Origin of the sequence: Enterococcus sp. BWT-B8, assembly GCF_020567625.1 — a bacterium.
GTDB lineage: Bacteria > Bacillota > Bacilli > Lactobacillales > Enterococcaceae > Enterococcus_L.
On record NZ_JAJDJV010000022.1, the window covers coordinates 1 to 23047 of the forward strand.

At 35.9% G+C, this 23047-nt stretch carries 24 protein-coding genes, 1 tRNA gene, 3 pseudogenes and 1 other annotated feature; of the genes and pseudogenes, 22 read left to right on the plus strand and 6 right to left on the minus strand.

Translation table 11 applies throughout. The features are described 5' to 3' along the window. Positions 1-193 precede the first annotated feature (193 nt). From LI951_RS14485 to LI951_RS14530, 10 genes are all read left to right on the plus strand, one after another. The gene (locus LI951_RS14485; protein WP_202064273.1) at positions 194-1009 is read left to right on the plus strand and encodes a purine-nucleoside phosphorylase; all 816 of its coding nucleotides are present in this window, start codon (positions 194-196) and stop codon (positions 1007-1009) included. Positions 1010-1364: 355 nt separating this feature from the next. Further along, a complete protein-coding gene (locus LI951_RS14490; RefSeq protein ID WP_229442734.1) occupies positions 1365-2285 on the plus strand; it encodes a nucleoside hydrolase in 921 nt (306 codons plus the stop codon). Between the two features lie 24 nt (positions 2286-2309). Next, entirely contained in the window at positions 2310-3212 is a 903-nt protein-coding gene (locus LI951_RS14495; protein ID WP_202064275.1) for a carbohydrate ABC transporter permease, read from the plus strand. Continuing rightward, positions 3209-4027: a carbohydrate ABC transporter permease gene (locus LI951_RS14500; protein ID WP_202064276.1), complete on the plus strand. Its 819-nt coding sequence runs from the start codon at positions 3209-3211 to the stop codon at positions 4025-4027. Before LI951_RS14495 ends, LI951_RS14500 begins: the two co-directional genes overlap by 4 nt. A 13-nt stretch (positions 4028-4040) precedes the next feature. Then, a complete protein-coding gene (locus tag LI951_RS14505; protein WP_202064277.1) occupies positions 4041-5402 on the plus strand; it encodes an extracellular solute-binding protein in 1362 nt (453 codons plus the stop codon). A 133-nt stretch (positions 5403-5535) separates the two neighbouring features. After that, entirely contained in the window at positions 5536-6354 is an 819-nt protein-coding gene (locus tag LI951_RS14510) for an HAD family hydrolase (protein ID WP_229442736.1), read from the plus strand. After that, positions 6351-7232 carry a sugar phosphate isomerase/epimerase family protein gene (locus tag LI951_RS14515; protein ID WP_202064279.1) on the plus strand — a complete coding sequence of 294 codons (882 nt, stop codon included), beginning with the start codon at positions 6351-6353 and terminating at the stop codon, positions 7230-7232. Before LI951_RS14510 ends, LI951_RS14515 begins: the two co-directional genes overlap by 4 nt. A 2-nt stretch (positions 7233-7234) precedes the next feature. Further along, a complete protein-coding gene (add, locus tag LI951_RS14520; protein ID WP_229442738.1) occupies positions 7235-8245 on the plus strand; it encodes an adenosine deaminase in 1011 nt (336 codons plus the stop codon). Between the two features lie 174 nt (positions 8246-8419). Next, on the plus strand, positions 8420-9118 hold the full coding sequence (locus LI951_RS14525) for an MgtC/SapB family protein (RefSeq protein ID WP_202064282.1): 699 nt from the start codon (positions 8420-8422) through the stop codon (positions 9116-9118). Positions 9119-9132: 14 nt separating this feature from the next. Then, entirely contained in the window at positions 9133-9939 is an 807-nt protein-coding gene (locus tag LI951_RS14530) for a DeoR/GlpR family DNA-binding transcription regulator (RefSeq protein ID WP_202064284.1), read from the plus strand. A 425-nt stretch (positions 9940-10364) separates the two neighbouring features. On the opposite strand, the gene LI951_RS14535 is transcribed toward LI951_RS14530, so the two are convergent. Further along, positions 10365-10805 (minus strand): IS3 family transposase, encoded by a 441-nt coding sequence (locus tag LI951_RS14535; protein WP_202064286.1) that lies wholly within the window; start codon positions 10803-10805, stop codon positions 10365-10367. A gap of 314 nt (positions 10806-11119) precedes the next feature. Then, positions 11120-11311 (minus strand): IS3 family transposase, encoded by a 192-nt coding sequence (locus LI951_RS15450; protein ID WP_202064287.1) that lies wholly within the window; start codon positions 11309-11311, stop codon positions 11120-11122. A gap of 292 nt (positions 11312-11603) precedes the next feature. Here LI951_RS15450 and LI951_RS15205 point away from each other — a divergent pair, with 292 nt between their 5' ends. Then, positions 11604-11729, plus strand: coding sequence for a hypothetical protein (locus tag LI951_RS15205; protein WP_267491765.1), 126 nt, complete (start codon positions 11604-11606; stop codon positions 11727-11729). A 355-nt stretch (positions 11730-12084) separates the two neighbouring features. On the opposite strand, the gene LI951_RS14540 is transcribed toward LI951_RS15205, so the two are convergent. Both LI951_RS14540 and LI951_RS14545 read right to left on the minus strand, forming a co-directional pair. Beyond that, positions 12085-12158, minus strand: a tRNA-Arg gene (locus LI951_RS14540). Positions 12159-12460: 302 nt separating this feature from the next. After that, complete coding sequence (locus LI951_RS14545) at positions 12461-12763, minus strand: DUF898 domain-containing protein (protein ID WP_229442740.1); 303 nt, start codon at positions 12761-12763, stop codon at positions 12461-12463. Between the two features lie 968 nt (positions 12764-13731). Next, positions 13732-13807 (plus strand) — a sequence feature (ribosomal protein L21 leader region). Between the two features lie 19 nt (positions 13808-13826). Between LI951_RS14545 and rplU the strand changes: the two genes are divergently transcribed. From rplU to rpmA, 3 genes are read left to right on the plus strand one after another with little or no spacing between them, the layout of a single operon-like run. After that, positions 13827-14135, plus strand: a complete 309-nt coding sequence (gene rplU / locus LI951_RS14550) for a 50S ribosomal protein L21 (RefSeq protein WP_202064290.1) — start codon at positions 13827-13829, stop codon at positions 14133-14135. 31 nt (positions 14136-14166) lie between these two features. Then, positions 14167-14505, plus strand: coding sequence for a ribosomal-processing cysteine protease Prp (locus LI951_RS14555; RefSeq protein WP_202064292.1), 339 nt, complete (start codon positions 14167-14169; stop codon positions 14503-14505). Between the two features lie 13 nt (positions 14506-14518). Continuing rightward, positions 14519-14803 (plus strand): 50S ribosomal protein L27, encoded by a 285-nt coding sequence (gene rpmA, locus LI951_RS14560; protein WP_202064294.1) that lies wholly within the window; start codon positions 14519-14521, stop codon positions 14801-14803. An 85-nt stretch (positions 14804-14888) separates the two neighbouring features. Here rpmA and LI951_RS14565 read toward each other — a convergent pair whose 3' ends face one another. After that, the gene (locus LI951_RS14565) at positions 14889-15308 is read right to left on the minus strand and encodes a tyrosine-type recombinase/integrase (protein WP_267491766.1); all 420 of its coding nucleotides are present in this window, start codon (positions 15306-15308) and stop codon (positions 14889-14891) included. Then, on the minus strand, positions 15265-15558 hold the full coding sequence (locus LI951_RS14570) for a tyrosine-type recombinase/integrase (RefSeq protein ID WP_229442742.1): 294 nt from the start codon (positions 15556-15558) through the stop codon (positions 15265-15267). The genes LI951_RS14565 and LI951_RS14570 overlap by 44 nt, the downstream gene beginning before the upstream one ends. On the opposite strand from LI951_RS14570, the pseudogene LI951_RS15285 reads away from it, so the two are divergent. From LI951_RS15285 to LI951_RS14610, 8 genes and pseudogenes are all read left to right on the plus strand, one after another. Further along, positions 15554-15687, plus strand: a pseudogene (locus tag LI951_RS15285) (purine-nucleoside phosphorylase); the annotation flags it as partial. The gene LI951_RS14570 and the pseudogene LI951_RS15285 sit on opposite strands and share 5 nt — an antisense overlap. Before the next feature lie 537 nt (positions 15688-16224). Then, on the plus strand, positions 16225-16383 hold the full coding sequence (locus tag LI951_RS14580) for a hypothetical protein (RefSeq protein ID WP_202064300.1): 159 nt from the start codon (positions 16225-16227) through the stop codon (positions 16381-16383). A gap of 23 nt (positions 16384-16406) precedes the next feature. After that, a complete protein-coding gene (locus tag LI951_RS14585) occupies positions 16407-17339 on the plus strand; it encodes a polyprenyl synthetase family protein (RefSeq protein WP_202064302.1) in 933 nt (310 codons plus the stop codon). Next, complete coding sequence (locus LI951_RS14590; RefSeq protein WP_229442743.1) at positions 17323-19368, plus strand: sensor histidine kinase; 2046 nt, start codon at positions 17323-17325, stop codon at positions 19366-19368. Before LI951_RS14585 ends, LI951_RS14590 begins: the two co-directional genes overlap by 17 nt. After that, complete coding sequence (locus LI951_RS14595; RefSeq protein ID WP_202064305.1) at positions 19349-19942, plus strand: response regulator; 594 nt, start codon at positions 19349-19351, stop codon at positions 19940-19942. Before LI951_RS14590 ends, LI951_RS14595 begins: the two co-directional genes overlap by 20 nt. Before the next feature lie 783 nt (positions 19943-20725). Further along, on the plus strand, positions 20726-21961 hold the full coding sequence (gene ltrA, locus LI951_RS14600) for a group II intron reverse transcriptase/maturase (protein ID WP_229442745.1): 1236 nt from the start codon (positions 20726-20728) through the stop codon (positions 21959-21961). Between the two features lie 82 nt (positions 21962-22043). After that, positions 22044-22483, plus strand: a pseudogene (gene tnpA / locus LI951_RS14605) (IS200/IS605 family transposase). 168 nt (positions 22484-22651) lie between these two features. Then, positions 22652-23047: pseudogene (locus tag LI951_RS14610) on the plus strand (transposase); the annotation flags it as partial.

The following is a 23047-nucleotide window of genomic DNA, read 5'->3' on the forward strand; positions in this document are numbered from 1 at the left end:
TCAGTTTGCGTCATCGTGAGTTCATCCTTTATTGATTGGTGTAAGAACCTCAATAATACATGAAATGTTGCGATGACGTTTTTTTATTTTTCTAGGTGGCTAAGTTCATTATAAAATCCGCCTCAATAAAGAATTTTCGAACGACTGAGTAGAATACATAAATTAATGATGGAAAGATAAGGAGAATGAGAAAATGACGTTGACAGAAAACTTACAGGAAACCATTTTATATATTAAGAATCAGGGAGTAAAAGAAATCGATTTTGCATTAATCTTAGGTTCAGGGTTGGGTGAATTGGCAGATGAGATACAGGATGTTGTAAAGATTCCTTATCATAAAATTCCTCATTTTCCAGTTTCAACAGTGGTCGGACATGCGGGTCAGTTAGTTTATGGAACGTTGTCTGGAAAAAAAGTACTGGCTATGCAGGGCCGTTTTCATTTCTATGAAGGGTATTCTATGGAGACGGTTGTTTATCCAGTACGAGTGATTGCGATGCTGAAAGCCCACTCCTTAATTGTGACTAATGCAAGTGGAGGGGTCAACACAACGTTTGAACCAGGTGACTTAATGCTGATTACAGATCAAATCAATAATATGGGAACCAATCCTTTAATTGGGATGAATGTGGATGAAATGGGTCCACGCTTTCCAGACATGAGTCAGGCTTTTGATGGAGCTTATCAGAAGATTGCGGTGCAAGCAGCGGAAAAGTTAAATATTCAATTGAGGAAAGGGATTTATATGGGGGGGACAGGGCCTTCTTATGAGACACCAGCTGAGATTCATTTTGCACGGAAAATTGGAGCTGATGGAGTAGGAATGTCAACAGTACCTGAAGTAATTGTGGCGGTGCACAGTGGTTTAAGAGTTTTGGGCATCTCTTGTATTACGAATCTTGCAGCAGGCATGCAAGAAGTTCTTAATCATGAAGAAGTTATTGAAACAACGGAACGTGTGAAAGCTGATTTTAAAACTTTAATCAAAGAAATTCTGCTGACTATCTGAGGAGAAGCTATAAGTGCAGCCTACGTAAGGTTAAATGTTGGGTGGAGAAGATAGCATTAGAGAATGAAATGTTTTTTGAAACGTACGAACTATTCCTGTTTTTCCATCGTCGCTCAAACAGAAATAATTAGCAGAAGCCAGTTTTTTATTAAGAAGGAAACTCAGTAGAGAAGATAGAGCACATTCTTTAAGCGTTTCTTTCTTTTTTTGCGCCATGAAACTTGTTAATTTACAATTTAACGAGAAAAACTGTCTGAAAAGTTGTGAAAAACAAATAAAAACGCTTGCAATATTGGGAATTTATTGTATAATTAAATTATAAAGTTGTGAAAAAACAATTCGGGAGGCCTTTATAATGGATAATGCCAAAATCATTAAGCGACTAGAAAAGCCAAAGAGAAAAGTAGATGTAGTTCTTGATACGGATACATATAATGAGATTGATGATCAGTTTGCGCTAGCTTACTTAATTCAGTCGGAAGAAAAATTGAACTTAAAAGCTGTTTATGCAGCTCCATTTCTTAATCACCATTCTGAAAGTCCAGAAGATGGGATGCAAAGAAGTTATCAAGAATTATTTAATTGCTATAAATTGATGAATGAAACGCGATATCATGAAGTGACATTTAGAGGTTCTACTCAGTTTTTGAAGGATGAACAAACCCCCGAAGAGTCAGATGCTGTTAGAGATTTGATTGACCGTTCAAAGAATTATTCTGAAGAAAATCCTCTATACGTGATAGGTATTGCAGCAGCTACTAATCTAGCTTCGGCTATTTTATTAGATCCAACTATTATCAACCGGATTGTTATTTTATGGTTAGGTGGTTTGAGCTATGATTGGCATGATAACAAATCATTTAATTCAGGACAAGACGTTGCAGCAGCTCGTGTACTATTAGATTCTGGGGTGCCATTAGTTCAATTTCCAGGAAAGAATGTGATTTCTGCTTTTACAACAACAGGTCCCGAATTGGAATATTGGTTAAAAGGAAAAAATAAATTCTGTGATTACATGATTGAGAAAACAGCAGAGGAAGCTCGAATTTGTTATGGCGGAAGTGTTTGGTCAAGAGCTATCTGGGATGTAGTTCCTGTTGCTTGGCTTCTAGATGGGGAGTTTATGCTGGACACTCTAATTAAAAGCCCAATAATGCAATACAATGATTATTACAGCTTTGATTCTAGACGTCACTTTATCAAGTATGTTTATCATATTGAACGAGATAATTTGATGGATGACTTGTTTACTAAGTTGTCTAAGATTCCTAGTTAATAAACCGTGAAAGGAAGGTCCGGTATGGCTGAAACAACTGCTAAGGAAATGAAAAGAGTAAGTAAAAAGAACTATCTAGGTAAGACTGAGCCTTGGTTTTATCTACTACCCTCACTTGTTGCAATTGGTTTGTTTACGTACTATCCCTTTGTTACTAATATTTTTGACAGTTTGCATATCGTAGATTCTTTCGGCAATCGCCGTGCTTTTGTAGGAATAGAGAACTATCAAGCGATTTTAAGGAATCCCAAATTTTTACAAGCAATAGGAAATACTGTTTTGTTTTCAGCTATAACAATTCCGGCGTCATTAATTATCGGACTCATCTTGGCGTTAGTTGCGCGAGAAAAAAGAAGGACTTCACCCATTTATGAAGCGATGTACTCGTTACCAATGGCGATGTCTTTAGCGGCAGTAGCGATGATTTTTCAATTAATGTTGAATCCTACGTTGGGAATGGTCAATAAAATTTTTGGCGTAGATATTAATTGGCTTAAAGACGTAACGACTTCTTTGTCTTCCTTGATTTTTATTGAAACATGGTTGAATATCGGTTTTAATTTCTTGTTTATGTTGACTGCTGTGAGAGGGATTCCTGATGAAATTTTAGAAAGTGCTGAGATAGACGGCGCAGTTGGATTTACTAGACTTTACAAGATTATTATCCCGTACATCTCACCAACAATTCTATTTTTACTTGTTTCCTCAATTGCTAAGGCAATGATTACTAGTGGCTTAACGCTGATTTTAACGCAAGGTGGGCCAGATGGAGCAACTGAAACAATTGTTTCTTTTATCTACAAAAATGCTATTTTAAATCAGAATTATAATATTGGTTATGCAGCTTCAGTAGTTGGCTTTGTCATTACACTTCTATTTGTAGGTCTGAGCTTTATTTATGAGAAGAGAGGAGTTCATTACGGATGAAAAAAACAAGAAGTGTGGGGTATCAATTGTTCGCCTTGATCTTAGGGAGTATCGTGTTAATCCCAGTTTTGTATGCCCTTTCAGTTTCGTTTATGAAACCTGATGAGATTTTGAGTAGAGATGTTAATTTGTTGCCAAGAAGCTTTTATTTAGGAAACTATATTGCAGCATTCCAAAAAACAACGCTTACTCGTTTTTTACTCAATTCCTTTGTAATGACAGTTGGATCTTCAACGGTTAGATTAGTGACAGCCGGCACAGCAGCATTTGCCTTGTCCTTCTATAACTTTAGAGGAAAGCAAGCTATGTTTTTGTTGATTATCGGAACGATGATGATCCCACCTGATTTACTGATTGTCAAAAACTATCGGACTGTTGCCAATATGGGCTTAATTAATACATATTTGGGTATGATGGTCATTTTCTTTGTTACAGCGTTAAATATTTTTGTGATGAGACAACATTTTTTAGCCTATTCAAAATCAATTTATGAAGCAGCTAAAATTGATGGCTGTAGTAATTTTGAGTTCTTTATTCGAGTATTGCTGCCCTCTTCAAAACCAGTTTTAATCACCACTTTTATTTCATCATTTGTAGGTATCTGGAACCAATACTTATGGCCATTACTAGTCACAAATCAAAATGAAATGCGGACAGCTCAGGTGGCAGTTACCTTGTTGAATTTTCCAGATGAGAGCCCTCACGGAATTATCATGGCTGCCTCTGTATTAATTGTGATACCAACTGTTGTCGTATTTATAACCTTCCAGCGTTATATCAAAAAAGGTATGATGGCTGGCGGAGTTAAAGGATAGAAGGGAGAAAAAAATGAAAAAAATAGTAGTAGGTTTCATGTGTGCAATTGCTTTAGCTGGATTGTCAGGTTGTGGAAACAAAGCAGAGAGTGATGGGGACAAGAAAGAGGATATTGCATTGGTGGAAGATTTTTCTGGAACTGAAATTGTCTTTTGGCACGCTATGTCAGGAAGTAATGGTGAGGCGTTGGATAAAATTGTCAAAGATTATAATGACACGGTAGGAAAAGAGCACGGCGTTAAGATAAGTACAGTTTTCCAAGATACCGAGATTGCCAGTAAGGTGAAACTTGCCTCTTCAACAAATGATGATAAGAATGCACCGGATATTATTCAGACTGTCGGGATGGACTTACCGTCAATCTCAACTTTACCGCAAATCGTGCCAGCACAAACTTTTTTTGATGATAAAAAATCAGAGCTTAAAACGGCTGCTTATTATGATCAACTTTTACGAACGTTTACGTACGAGGACAAGATCATTGGTGTTCCGATGAATGTTTCAACCTTACTTTTATATTATAATGAAGAATTGTTGAAAGAAGCCGGCTTTGACCATGCACCAAAGACGATTGATGAGCTGGCCAAGTATATTGAAAAATTAGGAAAAATTGATGGTATCAATGGCTTAAATACGCAAATTACACGTTACCAACTAGTTAATTTTATTGTAAGTCAATTCCCAGAGAGTTTTGTTGGAGATAACGAAGGTGGACGTAAAGCGCCTATGACAAAGCTAATTATGGATGAGGATGGAACTTTGGATAAATTCTTGACTGAATGGCAAAAAGTGATTGATAGTGGTGGTTATAAGCATATTGAGGATAATGCGAATGAAGAGTTTGCTACTGGAATCAATGCAATGGCGCTTCTTTCTTCTTCTCGACTAGGAGCAATCAAAACACTTACGGCAGATAAATTTACTTTCCAAACAGCCTTTTTACCAAAAGTGAGTGCATCAGATACAAGTGGAGCAAGTATTGGCGGAAGCTCATTAGTTTTATACAATCGTGGGGATAATAAAAAATTGTCTGCGGCCTGGGATTTTATTTCATACGCAACCTCTGCAGATGTTCAAGCAGAATGGTCACAAGCGAGCGGCTACATTCCTGTTAATGTTGCGACCGAAGAACTACCTGAAATGCAAAAATTTTATGAAGAAAATCCGCAATTCAAGACGGCTCTGGAACAATTGAAGTCATCAGATCCATTATCACAAGAACCATTTGATTTAGTTAACTGGGAAATCAATGACATTGTTGCTGATGCTATGCAAAAATTTGCTGAGGGTAAATTAACTAAAGAAGAAACAGCAAAAGAAATTGTCGGAAAATCTAACACGGCATTAGAGGAATATCATAAGGCAAATGGATAATGATAAATTTTCTGGGACATTAGTGACTTTGACTAGTGTCCCAGAAACTATAATTGAGCTTAAACAGTCAAATAATGAACACACATTGACCTCTAGCTCAGGTCCAAAATTTTTGTAGAAAGTTAGTGATGGGATGACAATCAAGTATATTTTTTGTGATATCGATGGGACATTGATTCAAAAAAGAGAGGTGATGACTGAAGCTTTTATAAAAGAGGTACGCAGAACAACAGAAAAAGGAATCTTTTTTACATTTGCTTCAGGACGACTGCCGTATCGAATTCAACCGCTACTCGATGTGTTAGGCTTAAGTAATCAGCCGTATGTTGCATGCAACGGTGCGTTAGTTAAAAAGGGACAAAGAATTTTATTTCAAAAAAAGTTTTCGTTATGTATTCTGCGAAAGCTTGTTGAAAAAGCACTAGATGCAAATATGACTGTATTATACGCGATTGATGAAATAGAATATGTGATGGCAGAAAATACAGCGACTCAGAGAAAGAGGATCGAGCGTGGAACGTATCATCCATTAAGAATGCCAACGGAAGCAGAATGGAAAGAATTAGAAATCATTAAGCTAAATGTATTGAAAGATGATAGTTTACAGACAATCGAATTGTTTGAAGAAGATTTTGAGGAAGTTAAGGAAGATATTTTAATTACAAGATATGGGATGCATGGTATTGAGCTGGTAAGCCAAGGAGTAAATAAACAAACAGGGATAGAAATTATTTTAAATGAGTTACATGGCACACAACAGGAAGTAGCGACCATCGGGGATAATGAGAATGATTATGAAATGATTCAAGCAGCAGCATTAGGCATTGCAGTGGGAAATGCGATTCCTGAATTACAAGAAAAGGCAGATTACAACGTCTCAGGGATTGCAATTGAAGGGGGCGAGGAAGCCTTAAAAAAAATAAGGCAATATATAGAAAGGAAAAACTCATGAGATTATCAACTTCAACAAATATTTTATTTGAAAGAGCTTACGGGGAGCCTATTGACCCCCTACAATGTATGGAAATTTGTAAGCGAGCAGGCTATGAAGTATTAGATTTCTGTTTCCATGATTTAACTACTTATGATAGTGAATTTATGACAGAAAATTGGAAAGAGTACATGTATCGAGTGAAAGCTAAAGCAGAAGAATTAGGGATTGAATTTAGCCAAGGGCATGCTGTTGTTTATGATTTTTGTAGACCTGAGTTGGATCACGGGCATTTTGAGACTGTTTTAGAAAAATGTATTGAGGGTGCTGGGATTTTGGGCATTAAATGGCTTGTTATGCATCCTTCAACTGTTATGGATACAGCAGAGCCCTACAAGGATTCAAGACAAGAGAATATCTACTTTTTTACGAAATGGTGTGAGTTTGCAAAGCAGCATCATGTAGGAATTGCAATTGAAAATATGTGGGACTGTCATATTTCACCAATCAAATTGTATTGTAACACTGCAGAAGAAATGGTGGATCTGATAGATGCAGTTCCTGGTTTGGGAGCTTGTTGGGATGCAGAGCATGGTGCGATTATGCAGCAAAATCAGGCAAAAGCGCTACAACTTCTGGGTCATCGTTTAAAATCTACTCATATTTCAGACTACACAAATACTCAGGATATTCACTTGTTGCCGTATCTAGGAAAAACGGATTGGGATGAGGTCATGGCGGCTTTTGCAAGTATTGAATATGATGGTGATTTTGATTTGGAAATTCATCGCTATCTAACTAAAATGCCTATGGAAAATGTTGAGAGTGCGATTTGTTTAAGTTTTCAAATAGGTCAAGGTCTATTAAGATTGGCTGAAGGTAAAAAGGAGACGAATTGAGAATGGAAGATTTTTTTTATCGTGTACCAAAAATTGAACTACATTGTCATCTAGATGGATCAATTACACCCAAAGTAATTCGGAAAATGTATGATTTATCATCGACACCATTAAATCTGACAGATGAAGAATTAAAAAGAAAAGTAAGTGCACCAAAAAAGTATCAAAATTTGACGGAGTATTTGTCTTGTTTTCCAATGGTAACCGCTGTCTTAAATACGCGAACTGCATTAAAGCTTGCTTTGATGGATTTAATGGATCAGGCTTCAAAAGAAAATGTTCTTTATCAAGAAATACGATTTTCTCCTAAATATTTATCATCAGATGGTTTGTCGATGGAGGAAGTTATAGAAAGTTTAGTGCAAGCAAAAAGTGAAATAGAGGACAATTATTCTATTTCGATTGGTTTAATTGCCTGTTGTATGAGAGGACACTCAGAGGAAACAAATTTAGAAGTAGTTCGTCTTGCTAAAAAGTATCAAAAGTTTGGTTTAGTGGGAATTGATTTGGCTGGTAATGAGATAAAGTATCCAACAAAAGAATATAAAAAAATATTTTCTTATGCAGAAACCGTAGGTCTCTCCTACACTATTCATGCTGGTGAAACTGGGAACATTGAGAATGTCCATTATGCAATTGAATTTGGAGCAAAAAGAATAGGTCATGGAGTTGCTTTAGCAAAAGATAGGTCAATGATGAAATTAGCTGAAGAAAAAGAAATTCTTCTAGAAATGTGCCCTGTATGTAATATTCAAACCGGAGCATCAGAAGACTGGGGAAATTATCCAACCACTCTATTTGATGAAATGGGCGTAAAATATTGCTTTAATACAGATAATCGAACAGTTTCGAACACAACAATGACGAGAGAATTTACAGAGATAGATAAAAACAAACAAAAGATGAGTGAGTCTGAAGTGAAGAATCAAACACTTCTAGCAGTTGATTATCTATTTATCACTGAAGCTGAGAAAAAAAATTTAAGAGAGCGCATCCGAACATTCTATATTTGATTTTTTAGTAATAATTAAAAAATGAGTGCGGTCCTATTATTTAGTGGAAATGATAGTGATAGCATCTGGTTTAGCAGATTTCACAGAGGGATTCAAGGAAATATGTTTATTGAATCCCTGATGCTTTTAACGTTAAGTTAAATAACGAAAAGTAAAAAATAAGGGATTGATACAATGTCAATAAAAGAAATTCTATTACGTGTATGTCTGGCATTACTTTTTTCTGCATTAATTGGTTATGAAAGGGAAAAGAGTCAAAGTAATGCCGGAATAAAAACACATGCTTTGGTAGGGGTGTCTTCAGCTTTGGTCGCTATTACTCAATCAGAAATAGGTCGCCAGGCTTTAGTTAATGCGTTGGCTAATCCAACAATGGCTAATTTTTTTAGTACCGATCCTGCGAGGCTGACGGCTCAGGTTATCTCTGGGATAGGATTTCTTGGGGCAGGGACGATTATTGTCACTAGGCGTAGTATCTCTGGGCTCACCACAGCAGCGTCCATTTGGTCGGTTGCTTGTTTAGGTATCTCAGTAGGCATGGGATATGTTAAAATATCAGTAATTGGGTTTTTAGCAATTTTTAGTATATTATTTCTATTGAAGCGTTTTGTTAATCTCTCTGTGCCGACCAAACTGATTATCAAATACACAGGTGGACTATCAACACTGGATAAAATTCGTTCAGATTTAGATAAGCTAGATTTACAATTCACGACAATAAAATATGATGTTCAGGTTTATGGTGATATCAGACTTTATACGAATATTTTTGAAATAAAATCTTTAGATCAAAAATATTTTGATAAGCTCTTGGATGTATTTGCACATAATCAAAATATTATTAATTGTGAGAAAACCAAATTTGATAAGTAGGAGGAGGGGGACATTTGACTAAAATTGAAAGAAGACATAAAAAAATTCTGGAGATATTATCAACCATTCCGTTAGCGACTATCGCGGAACTTTCAGAAACGATTGGCGTCTCTAGTGAAACAATACGTAAAGACTTGAAGGTTCTCTCTGAAGAAAAAATGATTTTTCAAACACATGGTGGGGTTGCCTTAGCTAGAGGAAGAAATGTTAGTCAACCATTTGATTACCGGATGCAGATCAATAGTCAAAGTAAACAAAAAATTGGTAAAAAAGCAGTTAATTTGGTAGAGACAAATGATGTCATCCTATTAGAGAACAGCACAACTTCCTTAGCATTGGCTAGAGAGCTATCTAAGAATAAGGAGTTACTAGATAGTCTGACCATTGTTACTTCATCATTTAAAATTGCTGCGCAATTAGATGATACATTTAAAGAAATGAAAACAAATTGTCGATTATTTTTTGTTGGAGGATGGACAAATTTCGAGCAGCACGGAACATTTGGGTTGCATACAATAGAAACTTTGAAATCAATACATGTAACCAAAGCATTTTTGAGTGGTGCGGCTTTAGATGAGGAACTCAGATTGAGTGGCTATAATGATGAAGATGTGGCGTTTCAAAAGAGTGCAATTGTTTATTCGCAACAAGTTATTCTAATGATTGAAAAAGGGAAGTACCCAAAATCTGGATTTTCAAATGTGGGTAGTATTGAGGATATAAACTATATTGTGACAGATATTGCATTCACTAATGAGCGGAAAAGAAAATTAGAGTTGGCGAATGTCAAGTTAGTGGATGTAAATTCATTTGAAGATTAAGCTTGTGAAAGAATAGACAAAAATAAGCAAACTAGGAATCTAGAAGAATTAGATAAGTAATCAATACTCTAAATTCTATACAAGCTAAAACGAAGACTGTAGACTAAACTTAGGGCAAATTACCTTTTAAAAGTTGAAAAACTGTTTATAGCAGACATCCGAAATGGAGGACTCTCTGGTTTAAGATTGTTCAAGTAAATACTGTAAAAAAGAAGCAACAGAAGTTATTTTTCTTAATGATGGTGCAGAATAGCACTATTGTAAATCTTGCACATTAAAAAAATTATTGCTGCCTAAGTATTTCATTTATTTTTACCGATTTTGTTAACTATAGCTTGTTACGCTTTTGCTTGTAAAATAGGAGCTTTTGTTGCAATGTGGCGATTACTCCAAGCGAGAAACATAATTAAATTTATTATTCTAGTCTAATCACGTTTATCTTTAAAAATAAGTCCTTGTTCTAGCATGTATAAAATAAATTTCAATTCATCATTTGAATATCCTTGCCAACGAGTCTCCCTGGGGATGACTTCTAGTTGGCAGAGGCGATAGCTGAAGTTCAGCCTATCCCCCTGCTTATTATCAAGGATTCGCTTCGCCAATCTCTTGTTACGGTAAGCAATGGGTGTTTCATAGCCTAATCCTAATGAGCCGTGGAGTTGCAGATGGCTCCACCAATGGATATAAGCAAATAATTGAAAGGTCAATTCTTGAAGCATTTGAAACGTATTCGGATAGATAAATTCAACGTTTGTTGATTTATAGGTAGACTTTGTTCCGGCATTATCATGAGGACTTCCTTTTCGACTCAACAATCGTTCAATTTGAAAAGTTTTTAGAATGGTTTCAATCGTTTGATTATCCAATTCTTTTCCTCAATTGGTATGAAAATACTGAACAGAAGTGAGGGGCTAAGAAATACGGCTAAACACCTGCTTCACAAGGGAGGCATCCTTTCTTGGTTCACAATAACAGCCAGTAATTTTTCGATTGAATAAGTCCAGCATCAAACAGATATAGTGCCAGTTTTCTCCCACATGAACATAGGCTAAGTCTGTGACAATCGCTTCTAATGGTTCTTGATTTAAAAGCCCTGCCTGAGTTTATTGTCAATTTTGCTTTTGCTGGTAACGGATGGTGTTGGCTTAAATCGAGCACATGTGTAATTGGAGGTTAAGCATCAATGTTTCATCAACTTTCCAATTTTACGCCTACTAAGAATTACCCCCTGATATTCACGTTCTTTTTTTATTTTTCGTGTCCCGTAATTTTTTCGACTCTGAATAAAAATGGTTTCCACTGATTCTTTTAAGTCAGCCTTGTCTTGACATAATGTGATTCCTCCCAGTGTGTTTTCTTTTCGTTTACACACCTTGTTTTTTTATGTCTAGCTTATTGGACTTTATCCGACTAAAGGGGCTATTTTCTTTCTAGCGCAAAAATATTTTCGCCTTATCGTTAGCTTTAGCGAACCTTGTAGACGGATAGCTATTTCAAGAGCCTATTATAGTGCATTTAAGCTTACAGAATTGTTTATCCAATATGAGTACAATGAGTTATATAGCAGTTTTAAAGGTAATTCTGCTCGTAAAGCAACTTGGAATTTTATTGGAGTAAACAATAGATTAAAAAGGCTGAATATTGATTTTCAAGGGGGGCACCTATTGGATTTAAGAAAAAGGGCTGATTATAATTCTGAATATAAGGTAAATAAGGCTGATGTCGAATATGCTAATAAATTATCTAAAGAAATAATTGATAAGTTAGATTATCAATTAACATCCAGATAATTGTTAAAAGAGGACTAAACAGATCTTCTTTTTTTACGCACTTTTAATCGGCTTCAGTACAAACTTCCGGATAAAACTATCCAGATTTCTCATGACAAACTTCTTAATAACCAGCTGTTTTTTGGAATTATAATGTCCAAATACAGAAAGCTCAAAAATATTAATAAGAAACGAAGTACTACCTCTATTTTTATTTACATTTTTTCATCAAAAAGGTAAGTGTTAACATTGTGGTATGGTGGTTGTCAAAAATCAGTGTTTATTGTGGAGCAGTTGTAAAAAAAATAGAAAAACAGTGTTTGGCACAAAACAAAAAAGAAACCCTACAATAACAAGGTTTCTCGGCATAACAATACATCACAGGAGGGATTCGAACCCCCGACCGTCCGCTTAGAAGGCGGATGCTCTATCCAGCTGAGCTACTGTGACAGTTGAGTGAAAACTATTTAAATATGTTGCTCTCTCAAAATCAGCAACATCAATATGTTATCAGAAAACGAAGACAGTTGCAAGAGAAAAATGAAGTTTAAAAATAACTGTTGGATTCTTTAGTGAGATAAGGAAAAACGGACTGAAAAAAGAAGCTGAAACTATTAGAAAAGAGTGGAAATAAAGACGATTTGGGCGATTAAAGGAACTCTTGCGAATCGCTATCAGAGTCTTTGTTTGAAAACAAGCAGACCGAGTATTTATAAGTCTGATCTGCTTGCTATAACAGATTAATTAACGAATTAGTAGAAACGTGTATGACTGACCTTCCATTGTTCCAGTTTGATATTCAACCAAAATCCATAGATACCCAAGGTGATAACAGTCAGCAGCAGCCATTTAATCCAATTTCCGAACAGTCCGATTGCCGTTCCTGTGAACTGACAACGCCTGCCTTCTATGACTGTGTGTTCAATTTTCCAGCGATACATTATACAAATCCCCCATGGTGCACAGATACCAAATGTAAGAGCTGTGATTAGCCATGCAATAATAGCTGTTCCAATATAAGTCGCCAGACCTCCGTCAAAATATGAGTCTTTCATCTTTCCCCTCCTTTAGTGATTCATTTTAATCCTATCATAAATCGTCGAAGGAGCAAAAATATTTCTGTAAGCTGTGAATGCTTCACTTGACTTAGTGGTTAACTTAAGTAAACAGTCTGACTGTTTACAGCTTTGATGAACATTCGAACAGCTCAACTTTTGGTGCAGAATGAATAGGTAATGTATATATAAGCAACCCTGTATATATTTGCAGTTTTTAGGAGATTTTACTGAGTGCACTGGTTTCCTTTCGGGACTGTCTTGGTGAAATACCCAGAGTTCTTAAAATTTTAGTTGGAGCTTCGTAAAGTATTGCAGTGTACATAATTGGCAATATAGCCACGGAAAGATAGAATTGCCGAGCAACTATCTTTGCATCAATTTCTTAATTAAAATAACAGCTGCATAAATTGTAGGACTTTCCAAACGGCAGGCAGTCTGTTTAAAATACAAGGTGATCTTTGTCAATTCAGAGATAATCATGTTCTCTTGATAAATATCTTTTAGAGCATTTTCGTGAATAATGGTTAGAAAGTGTAATGTATTTTTTTGTGCTCTAAAGAAAGTTGAACAATAAGAGCATATGCTCCCAAAGGAATTGATCAAACTCATGATTATAGCTATGCAGAGATTCTTATGGGCATGCAACAATTATCGGGAAAAATGATTGTGGTCGGCGTCTGACTGGTTGAGCTTGAAACGGCAACATCTTCTGGAGGAACGGTCATTGTAGTTGAAATGGCAGATAAGATTGCGTCTGACTTTGACTTGACAAAAAAATTACTGTTACGGAACATCTGTTTCGTACGGGGATTCAAATAATGACAGAAACTATGTGCCTGGAAATTATAGATAAAGGAAACCTGGAGGAATAGAGTCAGAGAGCGGTAAAATAGAATGGTTTATATAAGTTTTCGTTGACTGTGATTCCTGTTTTTGGTATGATGTTAATGTTGTAATTGTGGTCTTCACAGCTACAACCGCTCTGAACAAGTTTTTAAGCACAACAATCTGTCACTTGGGATGGCGAGTCTAAGTCTAAACGAAGGAGGTGCTGTAAAGCATGTACGCAATTATTAAAACTGGTGGTAAACAAGTAAAAGTTGAAGTTGGTCAAGCAATCTATGTTGAAAAACTGAATGTAGAAGCTGGAGAAAAAATTGTTTTTGATGAAGTAATCTTAGTTGGTGGCGAATCAACAAAGGTTGGCGCTCCAACAGTTGCAGGTGCAACTGTTGAAGGAACTGTTGAAAAACACGGCAAACAAAAGAAAGTGGTAACTTTCAAATACAAGCCTAAAAAACATTCTCATCGTAAACAAGGTCATCGTCAACCTTATACAAAAGTAGTTATCGATGCAATCAATGCTTAATTCCTCATTAATAGGAAGGAAGGCGTAACTTATGATTAAAGGTTCTTTCAAACGGAATGAAACAGGAATGATTGTTTCATTTGAATTAAGCGGACATGCTTCGGCAGCAGAGTATGGTGAAGATATCATCTGTGCAGCTGTTTCAGCTTTAACAATTAATACAGTCAATGGAATTGAAGCATTAGCTGGATTTCAGCCGATTGTTGATATTGATGAAGTTGAAGAAGGATACATGTACGTTGAAACAGTTTTTGATGTGAACCAGGAGCAGACGAATATTTCTCAGATATTATTGGAAAACCTGTTGCTTGGTCTTCAGGGGATTCAGGAAGAGTATTCTGATTTTGTTCAAATTATTACTGAAAATTAGGAGGTGCAACCAAATGTTAAAAATGAATTTACAATTTTTTGCCCATAAAAAAGGTGGAGGTTCTACTTCCAACGGACGTGATTCAGAATCTAAGCGTCTAGGTGCGAAAAGTGCTGATGGTCAAACAGTTACAGGTGGTTCGATTTTATACCGTCAACGCGGTACTAAGATTTATCCAGGTGTAAATGTTGGAATCGGTGGAGACGATACATTATTTGCAAAAGTTGATGGAGTTGTACGTTTCGAACGTAAAGGCCGTGACAAAAAGCAAGTATCCGTTTATCCAGTAGCTAACTAAGCTTTTATTTAATCGGCTAGAACCCTTATGCGATAAGGATTCTAGCCTTTTTCTTTTTATAATAAGGCGATTGAATGCCATCAGCTTAGAAATTAGCAAATTTAGCTAGTTTTTCGGCTGTGGCATTTTTTTGTTTACTGCTTAAATGAGTGTATATAGAGTTAGTCATTTCCAAACTGGCATGGCCTAACCTCTCTTGTGTTTCTTTCATAGGCACGCCAGCCTCATAAAGCATTGAGGCATGAGTATGCCGCCAGCCATGTGTACCGATGTTTGGCAATCCAACAAACGCCGAAAGTCTGGAAGATCGCTGGTATAATGCTTGACGTTGTGAGTAATTGCCTTGGTAATCTGAAAATATGATGTTTTTGTTTGTGGTATTGGCTTGAAAGAAAAATTCTTTTTGGCGAAGCTGCCAACGTTTCAGCATCCTACAAGTTTTATCATCAATCGAGATTACCCTAATAAGAAGATTTTGTCTTAGGAGGTAAGACAGAATAACCATTTTTTGTTAGTGATAATGTTTTATTGATTGTTAGCAATCCTTTTTTAAAATCCATATCTTTCCAAGTTAATGCTAAAGCTTCTCCACCACGGATACCACTAAATGCTAATAATCTATACATAGTTAAGTCCCACTCCGCAAAATATTTATAGAGTAAATTCTTTTTGTTGACCTGTTTAACTTTAGTCTCCAAATAAGAAAGAACCTGTTGTACTTCTTCACTGGTATAAAATTTTATTTCCTTTTTCAAGGTACAGACACTGGCAATTTGTACTGTCAGCGACCATATTATTACTGGTGAAGAAACAACAGCAGAAGAAAGATAAACAAATTTAATGAAATGATTGAAGTGGGTCTGGAAACTGCGACTCAAAGCTAGTTTAAAGAAGAAATTAATGACTAATACACAATTAAGTGTACTTTTTTCAGAGTGCTATTCTACTATATAAATTCTGTTAAATGATTCTGTTCATGAAAAGTGACCTTTGACCCTAGTATAAGCAAGGGAAATAATACTTACTCTTGTTTATTTAGTAGGATTTGTAATAAAAATGAACATATATTAAAAGAGAGTGTTAACTCCGAGAAATAAGGCGAATCATGCGAAAATAGTTTTCCATAGTTAGGAAAATTTTGGAAGCGACGCAAAGATGATTCAGTGGTCTGCGCCGGACTGGGGGGTGATTGTTCGATGAAGAAATTGCATTTTTTTTATATGTTTATCTGATTTTTCCCTTATTTAGTCTTGTTTTTTTTGAGGATAGATGTCATTATTAATGGTGAGTTATTTTTCGTTATTTATAGATGTTATTGTTTACTTTTGGAAAATAAAATTTATTTTTGCATAAATTACTCATTTCAAATCTGTTCTTTTCTCCTATGATGGACATATCAATTATGTCAGGAGAATGTTGAGATGAAAAACTTATGGGAACTTATCCAAGAAATGAATGCAGGAAATAAAATGGAGAGCGATTTACAGTTAGCAACAGATATTACTGGTCTTGAATTGGATGAGCTGCAGCAGTTCTGTACTGCAGAGATTACAGCTGATATATATAGCAGTTCTTGGTAATTATTAAGCAGGAGTTGATTTCTTTGAGGGAAAAAAAGGCACTGATAAAGTATTTATATACTGATTTTGAACAGTCACGCTTTTTCAGAGTCTATCAGACTAGCTTTACTGTCTCTGTTCAGAAAAAGCTGAATAGAATTTTTGAAAAAGATCAGCATAGCTGGGGGAAAATTTACTTATTAGTACGAAGACTAACTAAAGATCAATGGTCTGAAAAAGATGTGGCGATAGGGTTCTATGTTGAAGTGCTGAATTTATGTTTTAGTCTATATGATGATTTGATGGATGGGGACAAGAATAGCACCCTTGATAAAAAAGCCTATTACCAACTAACAAGACTGTTGTTGGAGTCTTTAGAACTACTTTCTACTTTTGTACCTGGGGAAGCGGTCAACAGTCTGATCCAAAAGCTGAATACGGCAATTGATGGAGAATGGATTGATGTGGAAAGTCAGCTGACGAATGAGTCTTCTGAACAAGATTATTTTGCAGAGATGTTAACTAAAACAACATCTGTGTACCAGTATATTTTTAGCTTGGCTAGTGAGCAGGACCCTATTTTTTGTGAGAAGGTTGCTAACAAGCTGGGAATCTCCCGACAGCTGATTAATGATACCTTAGATTGTGTCAATTCAGAAAAAAGTGATTTGCGAGCAATGAAACCAACCCTTCCGTTAATTATGGCAAATAAGCATAGTCAAGCAAATGGAGGGTTATTGTTTGAACAGCTAAACGCTTATTCAGCTAGTGGGGGAATGGATATAGGATTAGAGAAGCAACTTCATCTGTCTATCAGAAAAAGCGGGGCCCTTCAATATTGTTTGATTGTTGCATATAAAGCGCATCAAGAGGCTTACGGGCTGGTAAAAGACCGATTCCACAAAGATAAAGCAAAAGAAACAGAAAAATTGTTTCGATATTTGGACTGGAGGAAAAAGGATGAGGAACAAAATTAATCCAGTTCGATTTATTCCGATAGGGATTCTATTTTCTTTTATTGTCTATTTTATAGAGCGCAGTGATTATTTGGCAGGAATAAAGAGCACTGATGATTTTCAGATGTTCAATTTTCAATTTATTGTGGGGGCATTTTCGATTTTTTTAGGTTGTCTTGTTTTAATGAAATCACAAGCAACAAAAGTAACAAAGGCTTATTTTTGGCTCACGCTATTGATGGGGGGCATTTTTCAAACCTTAAGTTCTACAGATCCTTTGCTCATCTATCTGGAAAGAATTTTTGTAGCACTTTCCCCTTTGGTTTTGTTTCATTTTTTTACAACATTTATAACTATCGATGAACAACCAATTGTTAAGAAATTGAGAACCATACTGTTATTATTTTCTGGATTCAGTCTAATCATGTTTTTAATCGATTTCTACATAAATGAAATATACGTTATTGGGTTAGTGTTGGCCGTTTCATTCAGCATTTATAGCTATTTTAAATTCAAAGGAAAACAGCGCTATCTATCGCAACGTTTTTCCAGATTACTGTTGAAGAGCGCAATACTTTCTTTTTTTCCTTATACTTTTAGTGTCGTATTTGAAATGCCAGATTTTTCCAATGGACCTGTTGAATTTCTTGTTTTGTTTTTTCCTATATTTATCTTGCCAACAACGATTGCCTACATTCTAATCAAAAATAATACATTAATTATTAGTACGAATTATACTCAATTTCTAAAAAAAGTCTTGTTAATCATTCTTTTGCTGGCGGCGAATAGTGTGGTGTTGTCTTTCCAAGAGGTTCCTTTTGAGAGGCAGCTGCTGCTTAATGGGTTATTACTGTTGATGCTTTTTGTCTACCAATATGTTTCTGAGCTGTTTTCGATTCAGGAAATTGAAAAAATAGATAAAATGAATGGAAATCTTGAAGCAGAAAAGCTTAAAATCTTTCATCAGATTACGTATGAAGATTATTTTAGCTCTTTAGGGGACTTGGTTACAGAGTTAGTGAATCGAACGGTTGAGACAGATGGTTTGATGATTATCTGGAAGGATCAAATGACTCATTTTATGTTGAAACAGGAAGGTCTTTTTAAAGATTTTGTATTAAATAAAGAATGGATTAAGACCTTTCAGACGAGTGAGAATATTATTATTTGGCATAAAAATCCCTATCTTTTTTTTGAACTCTTCTATAACAATCAAGTACAGGGATGGTTAATACTCGGCAAGCAAAATCAGCGCTATCGAGCGAATGAAGTATCGGCCTTGAAATTATTAAGTGAGACGGTGAGTGAGCTGCTTGGAACCAGTGAGCTGTTAAATCAGGTAACCAGCAAAGTACAAAAGCTGCCTCAAATTAAATATGATCAATATATTCAACTCAAGATATTATACAGTAATGAACGGATTCAAAAAGATTTTACGCACTATCTGCACGATGATATATTGCAGAATCTGCTGGCTATAAAAAATATTGTCTCTACGATGGAAGAGAGTATAGTAAAAGAGTTTATTATTGAAAATGTAGTGGAGTTAAATACTTCGATTCGGGAGAAAATGTTTGATATTTATCCGTCAATGCTGGTTGATATGTCGTTGCAGGAAAGCCTGGGTATTTATTGTGAAAAGCTGAGAAAGGATCAAAGCCTTAAAAATGAAAATATAAAAATAAAGTATGTCTATGAAGAAAGTATCTACATGCCAAAGGAGTATAAATTTACTGTTTTTAGAGCTGTTAAAGAGCTGATGCAAAATGCAATGAAGCATGCCGAAGCAAAGGAAATCTTACTGGAAATCAGTCAGTTAGCTGAAACGGTTAAAATTTGTATCACAGATGACGGTGTTGGTTTTAATGTGAAGGAAAAAATAGAAGAAAACTTCTATACCAATCATATTGGCTTGCTATCAGTAAAGCAGGATATTAATGCGATTAAGGGAGATATACAGATTAGAAGTAAAAAGAAGAGTGGAACAGCAATTGAAATCATGATTCCAGTTGGAGAAAGGGGTGGAGAATATGAAAATTTTAATGATTGATGATCATGGCGGGTACGCAAAGAGTCTACAGTTTTATTTATCCTTTAATCCTAAAATAGAAAAATTTTCGTACTATCTTAACGCAGAGGGCTTATCAGAAACCCTTAAAAAAGAAAAACCAGATATTTTACTTTTAGATATTCAGCTAAAGGGAGAGAACGGACTTAAGGTGGGGCAGCGAGTATTAGAGGAGTTTCCTGAACAGAAGATTATTTTTCACTCAGGGCACGATTTGTTAGAATACCATAGCCAAGCTATTAATATGGGGGCGAAGGCCTTTATTGATAAAAATAGTGATCCTGAAAAGCTATTTGATGTTATGAATATAGTGATGGCGGGAAAAACTGTTTTTCCTAAATTTTATACAGATGTAGAGCCGCTGACGGATCGCGAGAAGGAAATTCTGCAGCTGACCGCAGATGGTTTGAAACAAAAAGAGATTGCAGAGGCTTTATTTTTGAGTGTGCGTACAGTGGCCAATCATATCCAGTCAATCAATGAGAAATTCCATGTCAACTCCTCCATCTCTGCTGTGGTAAGGGGAATTGAGCTTGGGATTGTAGATAAATTTTGAATAATGCATTAAATCACAACAGACAGAAGCTGCTTGAGAAAAGCAGCTTCTGTCTGTTTTTTTTGTATGTTCTGAAAACCCCCAGCTATGCTGGGGGTTCTTGAGAGCTTCCAGCGTGGTAGTAAAAAAGCCTCCTAAACTGATAAGATGAAGTTGGTTTCCTGACCACCACATCAAAAGTTAAGGAGGCACCGCTATGAAAAAGGCTAACGAAAGTTTATCACACAGTGTGTCCTGAATGCTAGGGAAAATGGAAAGGAGGAAAGAATTCCCAACGTAATGCTTTTCAAAAGATGGAAGTAGGTCTTCCATAGTCGACATGCAGGTGTAGGCTATAAACCATTCATGGGTGCTGTAATCAAAAGTTATGGTACTGAGCGCATGAAGAAAAGGCAATAAGAAAAATTGTCAGGTGTGTGCCATAGAGCTGAACGAAAGTGAAGAACTGATGAAGCATCGTTAAGGCTAATAAGTACAGTCAAAACTGAGACTTTGTGTGGCTCTCAGGACAAGCCTAATGGGATCCTGCTTATTGATTAGGTGGCTGTCGGTGTAGAGGTTACAGGAATATGACATAGGCTTTTGAAAGGAACAGGAGAATCCTGATTTATAATGATAAGTGAAAAATTCAAGCTAACAAATATGCGAGAATGAAAGTAATGAGGAATAAATCAGGTGCGGAAGAATTCGTAGTAGTGATGAAGCGATTGTAATGAACGTGGAGCGAAGGGATTCTATTATCATAACTTCTTTTGTCTAACAACCAAAGAATGGGAGGATTTCATGAAAGAAGGGAAATCATTTAGAATTACACAAAATGAAGTATTACTTGCATACAAACGTGTAAGAGCGAATAAAGGTGCAGGTGGTATTGACGGGCTTGATTTTTACACATTTGAAAAAGATTGGAAAGATAGATTGTATAAATTATGGAATCGACTATCTTCTGGAAGCTATTTTCCAAAAGCGGTTAGGGGAGTTGAAATTCCAAAGAAAAATGGAAAGAGTAGACTTCTTGGTATTCCAACGATAGAAGATAGGGTTGCTCAAATGGTCGTTAGAAATCGAATAGAACCTAAGTTAGAAAAACAATTTTTGGAAGACTCTTATGGATATAGACCAAATAAATCTGCATTAGATGCGATTGAGACCACGCGGACAAGATGTTTTAACTATCCATGGGTTGTGGAATTTGATATTGTGGGCTTATTTGATTTCATCAATCATGAAAAATTAATGACTATCATGAACATGCACGTCAGAGAAAAATGGATTCTCTTATACATTCAAAGATTTTTAACAACTCCAATTCAATTATCAGATGGTGAATTGAAAGAACGAGATTCTGGTACACCACAAGGCGGAGTTATCAGCCCAATTTTAGCGAATGTATACATGCATTATGCCTTTGACTTATGGATGAAAACGAATTTTCCAGAAAATCCTTGGGCAAGATACGCTGATGATGGGGTAATCCATTGTGCTACAAAAGAACAGGCAATTCACATTATGGAAAAATTGATTAAACGAATGAGATACTGTTGTCTTGAAATTCATCCTGAGAAAAGTCACATTATTTACTGTAGAAAAGATAAGCCAAATGAAAAGAGTAGTTTTGACTTTTTAGGTTACTCTTTTCGGAATCGATTATGCAAAAATAAGTCGGGTGTCTATTTTACAGGATTTACTCCAGCAGTGAGTAAAAGTGCTGTGAAGAGTTTTAGGACTAAGATTAGGGTGGAAGTAATTGAAATGAAAACAAGTTCACTCGTTAAATTAGCAGACGTTCTTAATCCCATTATTTGTGGATGGATGAATTATTTTATGAAGTTCAATAAGAGTGAAGCCATTAGGAAAGGAATCAATTATGTGAATCTAACATTGATAAGATGGTTAAGAAGAACGCATAAATCGGTCAAAAATGGATTAAATAAGGCGCAGAGGCTACTAGGAAGAATGTCAAAAAGTAGCCCTAATCTTTTTTATCATTGGAAAATGGGCTATATGCCAGTGAACTGATAATAAGAGCCGTATGATGGGAGACTATCACGTACGGTTCTGTGAGAGGCTTGGGGTGAAATTTCCCTTGTCTACTCGACCTATGTGGAAATGTAAGTATCATTTGGTATTTGCACCAAAGTACAGAAGGCAAATTATCTACGGAAAATACAAGTCTAGCATCGGGGAAATACTCAGAGAACTATGTGCAAGAAAAGGAGTAGAAATTATTGAAGCAAATGCCTGTAAAGATCATGTTCATATGCTAGTTAGTATCCCACCAAATTGAGTATCTCCCAATTTATGGGTTATTTAAAAGGAAAAAGTAGCTTAATGATTTTCGATAGACATGCCAATTTGAAGTATCGCTATGACAATCGAAAGTTTTGGTGTCGAGGCTACTATGTGGATACGGTAGGAAGAAATAAGAAGCGGATAGAAGAATATATTCGGAATCAACTTCAAGAGGACTTAGTAGCAGATCAGCTGACATTATTCGAAGAGGTTGATCCTTTTACAGGAAAAGAAAATCGAAAGAAGTAAAAAGAGAGCTCCTTTAAGGAGCTGTGAGTAAATGTGGTGCATGTGGGAGACCTTTTCTTCAGTGAGCCTTTCAGGCTCTGGCCGGTAATAGTGGATAGGTTACACTAAACTAGACATAAAAAATAAGGTGTGTAAACTAAAAGAAAACACACTGGGAGGAACCACTTTATGTCAAGAAGAGCACGAAGAACCTATACCGAAGAATTTAAACAACAAATGGTTGATCTGTATCAGGCAGGAAAACCCCGAGCGGAAATTATCCGTGAGTACGAACTTACCCCATCATCCTTTGACAAATGGGTAAAGCAGGCAACCATAACCAACTCATTCAAGGAGAAAGACAATCTGACTCCTGAACAAAAGGAATTAATCGCTTTACGCAAAAAGAACCAACAGCTGGAAATGGAAAATGATATTTTAAAGCAAGCGGCGCTGATATTCGGACGAAAAGGGAAGTAATTACCCTCAACAAACATAAATACTCTATATCAGCGATGTGTAAAGTGTTAGAGATTTCCCGCCAAACCTATTATTACAAAGCCAAACCAAAAAAAGAAGAAGCGG

Coding starts and splice junctions, on each gene's coding strand:
- LI951_RS14580 (WP_202064300.1), top strand. CDS start 16,225: ATGAAAAACTTATGGGAACTTATCCAAGAAATGAATGCAGGAAATAAA.
- LI951_RS14555 (WP_202064292.1), top strand. CDS start 14,167: ATGATTAAAGGTTCTTTCAAACGGAATGAAACAGGAATGATTGTTTCA.
- LI951_RS14515 (WP_202064279.1), top strand. CDS start 6,351: ATGAGATTATCAACTTCAACAAATATTTTATTTGAAAGAGCTTACGGG.
- LI951_RS14590 (WP_229442743.1), top strand. CDS start 17,323: ATGAGGAACAAAATTAATCCAGTTCGATTTATTCCGATAGGGATTCTA.
- LI951_RS14495 (WP_202064275.1), top strand. CDS start 2,310: ATGGCTGAAACAACTGCTAAGGAAATGAAAAGAGTAAGTAAAAAGAAC.
- ltrA (WP_229442745.1), top strand. CDS start 20,726: ATGAAAGAAGGGAAATCATTTAGAATTACACAAAATGAAGTATTACTT.
- LI951_RS14490 (WP_229442734.1), top strand. CDS start 1,365: ATGGATAATGCCAAAATCATTAAGCGACTAGAAAAGCCAAAGAGAAAA.
- add (WP_229442738.1), top strand. CDS start 7,235: ATGGAAGATTTTTTTTATCGTGTACCAAAAATTGAACTACATTGTCAT.
- LI951_RS14595 (WP_202064305.1), top strand. CDS start 19,349: ATGAAAATTTTAATGATTGATGATCATGGCGGGTACGCAAAGAGTCTA.
- rplU (WP_202064290.1), top strand. CDS start 13,827: ATGTACGCAATTATTAAAACTGGTGGTAAACAAGTAAAAGTTGAAGTT.
- LI951_RS14505 (WP_202064277.1), top strand. CDS start 4,041: ATGAAAAAAATAGTAGTAGGTTTCATGTGTGCAATTGCTTTAGCTGGA.
- LI951_RS14485 (WP_202064273.1), top strand. CDS start 194: ATGACGTTGACAGAAAACTTACAGGAAACCATTTTATATATTAAGAAT.
- rpmA (WP_202064294.1), top strand. CDS start 14,519: ATGTTAAAAATGAATTTACAATTTTTTGCCCATAAAAAAGGTGGAGGT.
- LI951_RS14565 (WP_267491766.1), bottom strand. CDS start 15,308: ATGGTTATTCTGTCTTACCTCCTAAGACAAAATCTTCTTATTAGGGTA.
- LI951_RS14545 (WP_229442740.1), bottom strand. CDS start 12,763: ATGAAAGACTCATATTTTGACGGAGGTCTGGCGACTTATATTGGAACA.
- LI951_RS14525 (WP_202064282.1), top strand. CDS start 8,420: ATGTCAATAAAAGAAATTCTATTACGTGTATGTCTGGCATTACTTTTT.
- LI951_RS14500 (WP_202064276.1), top strand. CDS start 3,209: ATGAAAAAAACAAGAAGTGTGGGGTATCAATTGTTCGCCTTGATCTTA.
- LI951_RS14510 (WP_229442736.1), top strand. CDS start 5,536: ATGACAATCAAGTATATTTTTTGTGATATCGATGGGACATTGATTCAA.